Source organism: Clostridium isatidis (genome assembly GCF_002285495.1).
Classification (GTDB): domain Bacteria; phylum Bacillota; class Clostridia; order Clostridiales; family Clostridiaceae; genus Clostridium; species Clostridium isatidis.
The window spans coordinates 2,601,613-2,614,420 of record NZ_CP016786.1; the positions used below are offsets into that span (position 1 = coordinate 2,601,613).

The following is a 12,808-nucleotide window of genomic DNA, read 5'->3' on the forward strand; positions in this document are numbered from 1 at the left end:
GTATGATAAAATTACTATCAAAATATTGAGTAAATATTAACAACTAATAATAAAAAGTTTGGGGGCTACAGCTATGTTAGATATTAAAATTGTTAAAACTACAAAACCAAAAGAAAAACCAAAAAAAGATCATCCATTAGGTTTTGGAAAGATTTTTACAGATCACATGTTTATTATGAACTATACAGAAGGTAAGGGTTGGCATGATCCTAGAGTTGTACCTTTTGATAATCTATCTTTATCCCCTGCCGCTATGGTATTCCATTATGGTCAAGAAATGTTCGAAGGATTAAAAGCATATAAAACAGAAGATGGAAAAACACTTTTATTTCGTCCTGAAATGAATGCAAAAAGAGCAAATAATACTAATAAAAGACTCTGCATACCAGAAATAAAAGAAGAAGATTTTGTTCAAGCTATTAAAACAGTTGTAAAGGTTGATGAAGACTGGATTCCTACTGCACCAGGTACTTCTTTATATATAAGACCATTTATAATTGCTACAGATGAATTTTTAGGTGTAAATCCTTCTAAAACTTACTTATTTATTATAATCCTGTCTCCTAGCGGTGCTTACTATGAAAGCGGTCTAGCACCTGTAGGTATTTGGATTGAAGATGAATATGTAAGAGCTGTTCGTGGTGGTATTGGAGAAGCAAAAACTGGTGGTAACTATGCAGCAAGCCTAGCAGCACAAGTAAAAGCTCATGATGAAGGTTTTTCACAAGTATTATGGTTAGATGGTGTTGAACGTAAATATATCGAAGAAGTTGGTGCTATGAATATCTTCTTCAAAATAGATGGGGTTGTAGTTACTCCACAATTAAATGGAAGCATATTGCCAGGAGTTACTCGTGATTCTGTAATTGCATTATGTAAATCCTGGGGATTAACAGTAGAAGAAAGAAAAATATCTATCGACGAAATTTATGATGCCTATAAAACAGGTAAACTTGAGGAAGTTTGGGGTACAGGTACAGCAGCAGTAATTTCTCCTGTAGGAAAGTTTAGATGGAAAGATGAAGTTATGACAATACAAGATGGAAAAATTGGAGAACTAAGTCAAAAAATATATGATACTATAACAGGTATTCAATTAGGTAAAGTTACAGATACTATGAACTGGACCATTGAAGTAAAATAATTAGAATTTTCATATTCTTAAAAAATTAGAGCTATCTCATTAATGGATTAAAATCCGTTAAAAGTAGCTCTTTTTTTGACTTTAACATGTATTCTTAATTATTTGTAAAACCCATTTTTTTCTTATAATTATCCTAATCATTCTCTAAACTTTTTCTACAGGTATCCAAATTTCACAATAATAATCCTCTGGATTTTCTTGAGGTGGAGTATACATTTCAATATTATAGTTTCCAGCAAGCTTATATTCTTTACAGTTTGGTAACCAGTCACTCCAAATCTTTGTATTAACATCTTGTAATGATTTTGGTAACGGCCCTCTGCATGGAAATATTGCCCATGTCCCAGCAGGAATTACTCTAGTAACATAACCATCAGGTATATCATTCCATGGCAAATAATTATCAGCAATTAAATAATCTATTTCCTTTCCGTCACTATCCATACAAACTCCGTACATTCCACAAACAATTTTACTATCTTCGCTTTGCATATGCTCCTGCCAAAAGTTTGTAATATCAACATAGCAAGTTTCAATATCAAATCTTCTTAGTTTACCCATAACAGTAAACTGCTCCTTTTCAACTATCCTATATTCAAGCATTGTACCGCCCTCCAATATTAATTTAATTCTTAATGGTGCAAAGGATCTTAAATTTACACCCTTTAATTTAGCTGCTGAAGGAGAAACTCCATGAAACTTGGTGAAAGCACGGGTAAAACTATCAGGAGAATCATAACCATACTTTATGGCAATATCAATTATCTTAATACTAGATTTTGATAATTCTTCTGCTGCTATACTTAATCGTCTACTTCTAATATACTCTCCTACTGTAAAACCGCATAATACATTAAAAATTCTTTGAAAATGAAATGCTGAAACGCATGCTTTTTTAGCAATTTCTTGAATATTCAGTTCTTCTGTAAGATTATCTTCAATATACTCAATTGCATTTTGAATCCCGTCTATCCAGCCATTCATACTATAATCTCCCTTCCAGCGTAATTTTATTATAACTTTAATATAAAAATTATACCCGACTTTTAATGCCATTTATTGCAAGCTTCAATATATTAAAAGTATCAATTGCTAAACTAATATTTTTTCATTTTTACCTCTATATAATTTATTAAAAATCAAAACTTAAAAATAATTTATTAATTATAACTAGAAATATTAAATATATCTTGATTATTTAGCTTTCTTTATAATTATAATATCATATTACTTATTATTTTCTATTTATTAAAATATCTAAATTTTTATCTTTTCTTTAAGTTATATTAAATAAAAGAAGCATATCAAAGTGATTTTGAAATTATAAATACAAAAAAGAGCTGTTGTGCTAATTACTTAACACAACAACTCTTTCTAAATAATTGATTATTTTAATTCTCTAAATCCTTCTTTAAATAAACCTATTAACACCTAAATAATTTATAACTTCTAAAAAGTGATAAAAATTGTTCATAAGTTATATTATTTAAATCACTTATTTGAGCATATTTCATGGCCTTTTTAAATTGATTCTTAGTAAATAGTTTTTGATACTCTTTGTTAACCCACTTCATAACAAAGTATTTATATATTTCTTTCTCTTTACATGACATTCTTATTGCTTTTCTTTTTAATAATATTAATGAACTATCTACTTTAGGTTTAGGATGAAAATAATGCCTAGGTACTTTTGCTAATATTGAAATATCAACTTCTGCCATTAAAAGTAGTGCTAAAGACCTCTTTGTATCTAATAATCTTTTAGCAAAACCATATTCAACTATCAAATAACTAGCTGTAGCAACACTTTTATAAACAATTTTTCTAACTATACTTGTACTTATATTGTAAGGTATATTACCAAATACTTTATATGATCTATTACAAGGAAATTTAAATTTCATTATATCCTTATTTATTATTTCATAATTTAAATGTTTTGAAAGCTTACTATCAGTTATTTCACATAATTTATTATCAATTTCTATTGCAGTCACATAATTGCATCTACTTGCTAATTCATAAGTAAAATGCCCCTTACCTGCACCTATCTCAAAAATTTGATCATCCTTTTTTAAATTTATATATTTTATTATTTTTTCAATATTATTTTTTGAAGTAATAAAATTTTGACTATCTTTTATATTTATTTTATTCATTATAACCACTCCTATTTGGGTTATAATGAATTTATTTTAATAATCCATTATAACCCTTTATTTTTGCATAGATTATAATGAACTATTCTTAAACGTATTGAGGCTTTCATTCTTATCCCTCCTAAATTTTGCTTTTAATCCTTGTTATTTTAACATATCAAATATAGAGTTTCAAATTCCCTCTAAAAAGTTCCATATATTTATAAAAAATTTATTTTGACTATTTTATACTGAAGAATTGTAATAAAAAATAAATTAAAAATACTGCCTACTTTTAAGCAAACAGTATTTTTAAATTTAAATTTCAAAGTCAATACAGGCTCTCTCTTCTCTAACATTTTTTATGAAACTTACTAATTTTAAATGTTCTGGATGAACTGAATATTTATTTAGTTCTTCTATATTATTAAAGTCAGCAATATAAATTAAATCGTAATTACTGCTATCTGCCTCTTCTGAATTTATTTTAACTTCATCTTTAAATATATAAGTTATTTCATTTTTTAATTCCATAAACATCTTCTTAGCTATATCTATATTTTCCTTCTTACTTCTTCCCTCTGCTTCTTCCTTAAATTTAAACATTACAATATGTCTTATCATAATATATCCCCTTCTTGTATATTATTCCCATAAAATCTCTTTGTTTTTAAAATAATCTTTACTAATTTAAATTATAACAAAATTGTAGTATACAGCCAAATTTATTTACAAGTTTTTATTTTATTATTTTAAATTTATATTTACTATTTCACATTTTGAACCAAGTCTCATTGGCATTCCCCATATTCCAGCGCCAGAACTTACAACTACTTGAGGACTATCTTCATCCTTTCTATAATAGCCATAATCAACAGCATACATTTTACTTGTAATTATATTGCCCGGCCAAATTTGCCCCTTGTGGGTATGGCCTGCCACAATTAAATCAATATCACCATTATATTCATTAATTCTCATTGGATTGTGTTCCATTACTATAACAGGCAATTTATTTTTATTATTAAAATTTAAATTCTTTAAAAGATTTCTTTTTAAGTTTCCTTGAACTCCTATAGGAGAAGCATCTAAGCGACCAAAAACTATAAATTTATTATCTATCTCTACAAATTCATCATTTAATAATCTTATATTACTCTTTTTAAGAAAGTCATTCATTTCATCAAAGGTTTTACCTGCATCATGGTTTCCAAGGCAAGCATAAACTCCATATTTTGATTTTATATTTTTTAAAAGTTCAATTGCCTTATCTGGATTATTAATTGTACTAAAATCAGTATCAAAAAAATCTCCTGCTATTAAAACTACATCACTATTCTGGGAGTTTATCTTTTCAACTATAGTTTTTAATCTTTTTTCAGAACCTACAGCTCCCAAATGAACATCACTAATAAAAGTAATTTTTATTTTTTCTTTTAATTCTTTATTTGTACTAATACTATAAAAGACTTCATTTGTTTCTTTAGCATTAAATATTGCAATAATACTTAATATTAGTGCTATTAATATTGAAATTATGCTTATAAATGGCCTAATTTCATTAATATAATTTAAGGATGTAATCCTAGTTAATATAGAAATTAAAACTAATATATCTCCTATTACTAAAAATAAAAACATATAAACAAATATTCCCATAAAATAAGAAGATATTATATTAATAGTCTTTTTTATTGTTTTATTAATATTCATAAAACTACATAAAAATCTACCCACTAGAATTATTGCAAGTATAATATATATTGCTAAAAATCCCTTAGAATATATAGGATTTTCTATAAAATTCACTGCTGGATAAATCCTTTTTACTATATAAAAATTTGCTAAAGCATAAATTGATATTACTAACAAAAGAGCAAAGACCATCATAAAGAAATCTACCCCCTATTTTGGCTTAATACTAAAGTATATTTATTCAAGTTTAAAACTTTATTAATGTTAAGCTCTATTATATTATTATAAACAAAACTTAAAGAGATTAAAATATAATGGATAAATCGAAATATAAATAAAAAAGATTAGCTAAATCAAATTATATTGATTGATATTTAGTTATAGTTTATAATTATAGAAAAATATGGAAAAGGTGATATTATGACATTACAACAGCTTAAATACATAATAAAAATTGTTGAATGCGGTTCAATTACAGAAGCTGCTAAACAACTTTTTATTACACAACCTAGTCTTTCAGCAGCTGTTAAAGATCTTGAAAAAGAACTCGGAATAGAAATTTTCTACCGCACTCCAAAAGGAATATCACTATCTATTGATGGTACAGAATTTCTTTCTTATGCTCGCCAAATTATAGAGCAAACAGAACTTATGGAACAACGTTATATAGGAAAAAAACCTTCAAAAAAACTATGTTCAATATCCACTCAACATTACGCTTTTGCTGTTAATGCTTTTGTAGAACTGATTTTAGCTTTAAATGTAGATGAGTATGATTTTACTCTACGAGAAACGAGAACTTATGAAATTATCGAAGATGTAAAAAATTTACGAAGTGAGATAGGAATTATATATTTAAGTAATTTTAACGAAAAAGTTCTCAACAAGATATTAAAAGAAAACCACTTAGTATTCAATCTTCTATTTGAAGCTAATCCTCACATTTTTGTCAGCTCAAAGCATCCTCTTGCCAATAAGAAAGCTATTAGTCTGGAAGATCTAGATAATTATCCATTTCTTGTATTCGAACAAGGTGTATATAATTCATTTTATTTTTCAGAAGAAATATTTAGCACTCTTCCTAGAAAGAAAACTATTTATGTCAGCGATCGTGCTACTCTTTTCAATTTATTAATTGGAGTAAATGGCTATACAATCTGTTCAGGTATTTTAAGCAGCGATCTAAACGGAGATAATATTATATCGATTCCCCTTATAACAGATGAGAAAATGCGTATTGGCTGGATTGCAAACGAAAAATCTCATCTTAGTTCATTAGCCATTGAATATATTTCAAAATTAAAAAAATGGATTTGCGAATATGGATATAACTTAAAATAAAAAACAATGCCTCCAAAGAGGCATTGTTTCATGCAACAAGTAAAGTATTTATGGCTTCATAGATTCTATGGGCAATGTAGGGATTATTCATTGTGTAAAGATGTATTCCATCTACTCCCTGTGCTATCAAATCAACTATCTGATCCACAGCATAAGCAATACCAGCATCTCTCATAGCTTCTGGATTATTTTCATATCTAGTCATGATAGTCAAAAATTTTTTAGGGAGATTAGCCCTGCAAAGGCTAATCAGTCTCTCAATCTGTTTCTTATTCACAACTGGCATAATGCCTGCTTCAATTGGAACGTTTATTCCAGCAATAGCAGCACGTTCCCTAAATGAATAAAAATAATTATTATCAAAGAACAACTGTGTTATCAATTGGTTTGCCCCTGCATCTACTTTACGTTTTAAATTACGAATATCTTCAATGATTGTTGAAGATTCAAAATGACCTTCCGGATAGCAAGCTGCTATTATATTGAAATCTCCATTTTCTTTTATAAAGGAAATTAAATCACTTGCATATTTAAAATCATTTTTTAGGATAAATCTAGTATTAACATCCCCCCTTAAAGCCAAAATATTTTCAATTCCAGCCTTTTTGAAATCATCTAACATTTTAAGAACTTCACCTTTTGTAAGATTAATACAAGGAAGATGTGCAACACTTTCAAGACCGTATTTATTTTTAATATCAGATGCTATTTTTAATGTATTACTACTACTTTCACTTCCTCCCGCACCATATGTGACACTAATAAAATCTGGGTTAATTCCTTTTAATTTTTCAATAGTATCATAAATTATATTAACAGAGTCTGTCCTTTTTGGAGGAAATATTTCAAAGGACAGAACTCTTTTCACTTTAAATAGTTCGCATGTTTTCATTCTGACAAACTCTTTCTGATTTCCTTTGCTGCAATAACTAAGTTTTCAAGACTAGAAATAGTCTCTTCATTTCCTCTTGTTTTAAGTCCACAATCAGGATTAACCCATAACTTATTCCCTGGTATTTCTTCAAGCATCTTAAAAAGTGCTTCCTTAATTTCCAAAACACTTGGAATCCTTGGCGAATGAATATCATAAACACCAGGACCGACTTCCGTTTTAAATCCACCTTCCCTTATTGTTTTAATAATGCTAAGATCAGAACGTGCTGCTTCAAAAGTAATTACATCAGCATCCATATTATCGATATCTTTAATAATGTCTGCAAATTCGCTATAGCACATATGAGTATGAATTTGTGTTTCAGCTTTTACACCACTATGAGTAAATCTGAAAGCAGGGATTGCCCAATCAAGATATTCACTATGCCAGTCACTTTTTCTAAGAGGCAATTTTTCTCTAAGTGCTGCTTCATCAATTTGAATAACCTTAATTCCATTTGCTTCAAGATCAAGGACTTCTCCTCTTATAGCAAGGGCAATTTGGAATACACAATCTTTCAAGGATATATCCTCACGTGGAAATGACCAATTTAAAATCGTTACTGGACCTGTTAACATTCCCTTTACATATTTTGATGTAAGAGATTGTGCATAAACAGAATAATCAATAGTTATTGGCTTAGAACGAGAAATATCACCCCATATTATTGGCGGCTTTACACATCTTGTACCATAAGACTGAACCCAGCCTTTCTCAGTAAATAAAAATCCATCAAGATTCTCTCCAAAATATTCAACCATATCATTACGCTCAAACTCTCCATGAACCAAGAGATCAAGACCTATCTTTTCTTGCAGCTCAATCCATTCTGCAATTTTTTTCTTGTTAAAGGTTACATATTCCTCGAAAGAAATTTTTCCTTTCTTATAATTAGATCTATTTGTTTTTACATCTGCTGTCTGTGGAAATGAACCGATTGTTGTTGTTGGAAGTAATGGTAAATTCAACTTTTCTTTCTGAATTTTTTCACGTTCTTCAAAGTTAGGCTGTCTAATAAAATCATTTTGAGAAAGTGCAGAAACAGCTGTATGAACATTTTCATTTTTATAACATCTCACCTGGTTGAATAGTTTTTTATTTTCCCTATATTCGTCAGTAAAAACTGAATCACTATTAGATAATATTCTTTTTAATTCCGATAGCTCCATTAGCTTTTCTTCTGCAAAAGCAAGATACTTTTTATACTCTTCAGAAAGACCATCTTCATTTTTAAGAGTATATGGAATGTGAAGAAGTGAACAAGATGTATTTAAAACAATATTCTTACAGTACTTTTTTAATTCTATAATCAAATTAACAGTATTAGTATAGTTATTTCTCCAAATATTCTTTCCATTAACTATACCTGCAAAAAGAGTTTTATTATCTGGAAAACCAAATTCTTTAATACACTCCAATGTCTTTTTTCCTTCAACAAAATCAAGACCAATCCCATCAAAAGGCATTGCAATAACTCTACCATAACAATCTCTTATATCACCAAAATAAGTCTGTAATAACACTTTAGTCTTCCTTTTTTCATTAAGGATAGAATCATATAGTCTAGTGAAAAGATGTATATCTTCTTCTGATAAGTCCATAACAAGGTAAGGTTCATCAAACTGAATCCACTGAGTCCCTAAATCATTAAATTTATTTAAAATATCTGAATACGAGCGAATAATATCATTTATATAGTATGCTATCGTTTTTTCACCTGTAAATCTTGCTAACTTTAAAAATGTAAAAGCCCCAATTATAGTAGGTTTAGTTTCAATTCCTAAGCTTTTAGCTTCTAAAAATTCCTTAAAAGGCTTATCTCCTATGAGAGTAATTTCAGTTCCATCTTCAATTTCAGGTACCATATAATGATAATTAGTATTAAACCATTTTTTCATAGCTAAAGCTTTTACATCGCCTTTTTCCCCTTGATATCCCCTTGCCATAGCAAAATACTCATCAAGACTATCTAGTTGAAGTTTCTTATAACGATTTGGAATCACATTAAGTAAAACAGCAGTATCTAGCATATTGTCATAAAAAGAAAAATCATTTGAAGATATAAAGTCAATTCTTTTTTCCTTTTGAACCTTCCAATGGGTTTCCCTTAAATTAATAGCAATAGCTTGAAGTTCTTCCTTGGTAAAAGCATCTTTAAAATATTTTTCTGTTGCAAATTTTAATTCTCTTAAAACTCCCACTCTTGGGTATCCTATAACAGATGTTTTCATATCACCCCTACCTTTCATATTTGTTTTTTATAATGCTACCATAAAAATCCTTCTATAGTGTAATATCCATTATTTATCATTATCCATAGTTTATAACTATAACTTTATATTAATCAGGCTCTAGACTTAAAGCTTTACAATGTAATCTAAGTAACTCAAAATAAATAATTAATAAAAAATAAACACTCAGTAATTAATAAAACTACTAAGTGTCATTTCTTTTATATTTAATTATTTAAATAAAATAGCATCTTTTCTAATTTTATTTGTCAAAAAGAATGTAGGAATAATACTAATTAACATAAATATTAAACTTGTAATAAAACCCATATGATAAGCAATAGTTAAATTAGCTATAGTCCCTTCCTTCATATTTAGAGAGTTACTAACAACTGTTGCCAAAATCGCCGAACCAGATGCAGCACCTATATTTTGAATAATTCTTGTAGCAACGCTGGCTGCTGGAACTTGAGTATTTTTAAGACCTACATAAGAATCGCTCATAATAGGCACAGTTATACCTCCAACTCCTATTCCACGTAAAAATAAAGTAAGCCATATAATCCAATAGGCTGTATCAGAATCAAAAAATGCAAATGGCAGAGTTCCCATAATAGTTATTATAATTGAAGGTAGAACAACAAATCTGGCTCCAATTTTATCAGTCATTTTACCAATGATAGGTCGTGTAACCAGCATTCCTATACCTTGAGGTATTAACCAAAGAGCTGATGTAATAACATTTAAAGCTCGTACATTTCTAAAGAACATTGGAAATAAAAGCATAGGTCCATTAGTAGCAAATCCAGCTAAAAATAAAGAAATAAAGGATGCACTAAAATTTTTAGATTTAAACAACTCTAATGGAATCAAAGCTAAATCCTTCTTTTTCCAACCATAAAATAAATATATTACTAAGGAAATACTAGCCAATGCAAAGGATAAAACAGCTATTGAATTAGCCCCTGAGGCCTTTATTTCAGTTACACCAAAGATAAACATTCCTGACATCATTACAAGTAGAAAAACACCAATCCAATCTAATTTAGCAGATTTATCTATTGCCTTAAAATTTGGTAATTTCCAATGCATCATCAATAAAGCAATTGCTCCAATAGGAAGATTCACAAAAAACAACCAATGCCAAGATGAATATTGCATAATTAATCCCCCAATAACCGGACCAATAATTGGAGCAAAAACAATAGGTATTCCAACAATAGACATTAAACGTCCAATATTATCATTTCCTGCAAGCTGTACAACCAAAGCTGTTAAGGTTGGAATCATTATTCCAGAAGCAAAACCTTGAAATATACGAAATGTAATTAAACTATTCATATCCCATGATAGACCACAAAGCAGTGAAGCTGCCAAAAATACTCCTAAAGCTCCCATAAATATTTTTTTACCATCATATTTACGAATCAACCATCCAGAAAATGGAACTGCAATTCCTAAAGCAAGGGTATATCCAGTTACAATCCACTGAGTACTAGAAAAAGATGCTGAAAATATTTTTGCCAAATCATTCACAGCTATGTTGACAATAGTAGTATCTAACATTGGTGGAAGTGCCCCAAATACCAAAATCCATGCTATACTCATAATTTCTTTGATTGATTTATCTTTTTTCATATCGCCATCTCCTTAAGATACATTTTGTACCCTAATAATATACTCCTTTTTAAAATAAAGTGCAATATGTATCTTATTTTTTATTAAAAAAATGTTATAATGTTTTTATAAGCATTTTGGAAATTTATATACTTACTCTTGCCAGGGAAAGGATGAAAAACATGCGAAAACGTGGAGATATACTAAGTGAAAGTATTTATAATGCCACTATAGAAATGATTAAAAAGGTCGGATATACTAATCTCACATTTCAACAAATCGCACAGGAAGCAAAAACAAGTCGTACTGTAATATACCGCCGCTGGAAAAATAAATTTGAATTAATTCATGAGATTATGACATATAAAACAGCAAAGGTATTAGGTGGCGAATTAATTGATAAAATTCAGGATACTGGAAGCCTTCGTGGAGATTTATTACATCTTCTTACACTCTATCAAAGGATTTATACGGAAGGCAGCTATGAAATCATGAACGCAGTCTTATATGAGATGGGGCAAGATAGCAAAAAAATGTCTGAAATTGAAGTTAACGCAACTAATAAAAACATTCTTGTTATGCGAAAATTACTTAGTTTAGCAAAAGCTAGGGGTGAAAAAATAAAAGAAGTAAGTGATACAACCTTAACCCTTCCTTTTGACTTAATCCGTGTAAGAAATTTAATTCATAAAGATGCCATTAAAGAAAATCATCTTGAACAATTAGTTGATGAAATACTACTTCCTGTTTTTCTTGAATAAATTTATTTAATGTAAATATAAAAATACCCTCGATAGCTTCTCATAAAGTCATATCGAGGGTAAAAGATTATATTCTACAAATCAATTTCAAGTAATATTGGGGTATGATCCTGTCTTTCACCTGAATCAATCATTTCAGATTTAGTTACCTTATCTGCAATACGATTGCTAACTAGCCAATAATCAATTCTCCAGCCAGAATTATTAATTTTACTGCTTTTAGCTCTCTGAGACCACCAAGTATAAACATCTTTTATATTTCCATGAATATATCTAAAAGTATCTGTAAAGCCTTTTGCTAATAAGTTTGTAAAACCTTCTCGCTCTTCATCAGTAAATCCAGGTGAATTACGATTACTATTAGGATGAGCTAAATCTATTTCCTTATGAGCTACATTAAAATCACCTGTTGCAATTACATACTTTTCCTTATCCAAGCTTTCTAAATACTCTGCATACTTTATATCCCAAATTTGACGTTCTCCTAAACGGTTCAAGCCATCTCCTGCATTAGGTGTATAAACTTGAGTTAAGAAGAAATCATCAAATTCTAATGTAATTATTCTTCCTTCATAGTCCATAGTACTTGGTGAACCTATTTTAGGATAACTAACAACTGGTTCTAAATTATCCTTATATAAAAACATTGTACCTGCATAACCCTTACGAGCTGGTTCAACTGAACTGTTCCAAACAATTTTATAATCTGGGAACATGTCCTTTAAAATTTCTAAATGCTTTTTACTAGGTCCACTAGATGGCAGTTTTGTTTCCTGTAAAGCAATCACATCTGGATTATGCTCTTTAATTGTATTTAATACTTCTTTAGATAACAAAGCTCTTGCTGAACTACTTGTCAGGGCTGCATTTAATGAGTCAATATTCCATGAGATAAACTTCATTACTTTTCCTCCTTTATGGATAGATTTATCTAATAACTAACTTAT

The 12,808-nt window shown here is 29.0% G+C and carries 11 protein-coding genes; 3 read left to right on the plus strand and 8 right to left on the minus strand.

Features of this window, described 5'->3' with window-relative positions; genetic code table 11:
* Positions 1-73 precede the first annotated feature (73 nt).
* On the plus strand, positions 74-1,144 hold the full coding sequence (locus tag BEN51_RS12345; RefSeq protein WP_119866325.1) for a branched-chain amino acid aminotransferase: 1,071 nt from the start codon (positions 74-76) through the stop codon (positions 1,142-1,144).
* Positions 1,145-1,288: 144 nt separating this feature from the next.
* Here BEN51_RS12345 and BEN51_RS12350 read toward each other — a convergent pair whose 3' ends face one another.
* From BEN51_RS12350 to BEN51_RS12365, 4 genes are all read right to left on the minus strand, one after another.
* On the minus strand, positions 1,289-2,128 hold the full coding sequence (locus BEN51_RS12350) for an AraC family transcriptional regulator (protein WP_119866326.1): 840 nt from the start codon (positions 2,126-2,128) through the stop codon (positions 1,289-1,291).
* Positions 2,129-2,568: 440 nt separating this feature from the next.
* The gene (gene erm, locus BEN51_RS12355) at positions 2,569-3,303 is read right to left on the minus strand and encodes a 23S ribosomal RNA methyltransferase Erm (protein ID WP_119866327.1); all 735 of its coding nucleotides are present in this window, start codon (positions 3,301-3,303) and stop codon (positions 2,569-2,571) included.
* Positions 3,304-3,600: 297 nt separating this feature from the next.
* Positions 3,601-3,906, minus strand: a complete 306-nt coding sequence (locus BEN51_RS12360; RefSeq protein ID WP_119866328.1) for a Dabb family protein — start codon at positions 3,904-3,906, stop codon at positions 3,601-3,603.
* A gap of 123 nt (positions 3,907-4,029) precedes the next feature.
* Positions 4,030-5,172, minus strand: a complete 1,143-nt coding sequence (locus BEN51_RS12365) for a metallophosphoesterase (protein WP_119866329.1) — start codon at positions 5,170-5,172, stop codon at positions 4,030-4,032.
* Between the two features lie 225 nt (positions 5,173-5,397).
* Between BEN51_RS12365 and BEN51_RS12370 the strand changes: the two genes are divergently transcribed.
* Positions 5,398-6,318: a LysR family transcriptional regulator gene (locus BEN51_RS12370; protein WP_119866330.1), complete on the plus strand. Its 921-nt coding sequence runs from the start codon at positions 5,398-5,400 to the stop codon at positions 6,316-6,318.
* A 28-nt stretch (positions 6,319-6,346) separates the two neighbouring features.
* Here the strand turns inward: BEN51_RS12370 and metF are convergent, their stop codons facing one another.
* From metF to BEN51_RS12385, 3 genes are all read right to left on the minus strand, one after another.
* Positions 6,347-7,210, minus strand: a complete 864-nt coding sequence (gene metF, locus BEN51_RS12375) for a methylenetetrahydrofolate reductase [NAD(P)H] (protein WP_119866331.1) — start codon at positions 7,208-7,210, stop codon at positions 6,347-6,349.
* Entirely contained in the window at positions 7,207-9,483 is a 2,277-nt protein-coding gene (gene metE / locus BEN51_RS12380; protein WP_119866633.1) for a 5-methyltetrahydropteroyltriglutamate--homocysteine S-methyltransferase, read from the minus strand. The genes metF and metE overlap by 4 nt, the downstream gene beginning before the upstream one ends.
* A gap of 231 nt (positions 9,484-9,714) precedes the next feature.
* Positions 9,715-11,121, minus strand: coding sequence for an MDR family MFS transporter (locus tag BEN51_RS12385; protein ID WP_119866332.1), 1,407 nt, complete (start codon positions 11,119-11,121; stop codon positions 9,715-9,717).
* Positions 11,122-11,282: 161 nt separating this feature from the next.
* Here BEN51_RS12385 and BEN51_RS12390 point away from each other — a divergent pair, with 161 nt between their 5' ends.
* Positions 11,283-11,861, plus strand: a complete 579-nt coding sequence (locus tag BEN51_RS12390) for a TetR/AcrR family transcriptional regulator (RefSeq protein WP_236906220.1) — start codon at positions 11,283-11,285, stop codon at positions 11,859-11,861.
* A 74-nt stretch (positions 11,862-11,935) separates the two neighbouring features.
* Here the strand turns inward: BEN51_RS12390 and BEN51_RS12395 are convergent, their stop codons facing one another.
* Positions 11,936-12,763 carry an exodeoxyribonuclease III gene (locus tag BEN51_RS12395; protein ID WP_119866334.1) on the minus strand — a complete coding sequence of 276 codons (828 nt, stop codon included), beginning with the start codon at positions 12,761-12,763 and terminating at the stop codon, positions 11,936-11,938.
* Positions 12,764-12,808: the final 45 nt, after the last annotated feature.

Bases quoted from the DNA above. Each gene is read 5' to 3' on its own strand.
- BEN51_RS12360 (WP_119866328.1), bottom strand. From the start codon at position 3,906: ATGATAAGACATATTGTAATGTTTAAATTTAAGGAAGAAGCAGAGGGA.
- BEN51_RS12395 (WP_119866334.1), bottom strand. From the start codon at position 12,763: ATGAAGTTTATCTCATGGAATATTGACTCATTAAATGCAGCCCTGACA.
- metE (WP_119866633.1), bottom strand. From the start codon at position 9,483: ATGAAAACATCTGTTATAGGATACCCAAGAGTGGGAGTTTTAAGAGAA.
- BEN51_RS12345 (WP_119866325.1), top strand. From the start codon at position 74: ATGTTAGATATTAAAATTGTTAAAACTACAAAACCAAAAGAAAAACCA.
- erm (WP_119866327.1), bottom strand. From the start codon at position 3,303: ATGAATAAAATAAATATAAAAGATAGTCAAAATTTTATTACTTCAAAA.
- metF (WP_119866331.1), bottom strand. From the start codon at position 7,210: ATGAAAACATGCGAACTATTTAAAGTGAAAAGAGTTCTGTCCTTTGAA.
- BEN51_RS12350 (WP_119866326.1), bottom strand. From the start codon at position 2,128: ATGAATGGCTGGATAGACGGGATTCAAAATGCAATTGAGTATATTGAA.
- BEN51_RS12365 (WP_119866329.1), bottom strand. From the start codon at position 5,172: ATGATGGTCTTTGCTCTTTTGTTAGTAATATCAATTTATGCTTTAGCA.
- BEN51_RS12385 (WP_119866332.1), bottom strand. From the start codon at position 11,121: ATGAAAAAAGATAAATCAATCAAAGAAATTATGAGTATAGCATGGATT.
- BEN51_RS12390 (WP_236906220.1), top strand. From the start codon at position 11,283: ATGCGAAAACGTGGAGATATACTAAGTGAAAGTATTTATAATGCCACT.
- BEN51_RS12370 (WP_119866330.1), top strand. From the start codon at position 5,398: ATGACATTACAACAGCTTAAATACATAATAAAAATTGTTGAATGCGGT.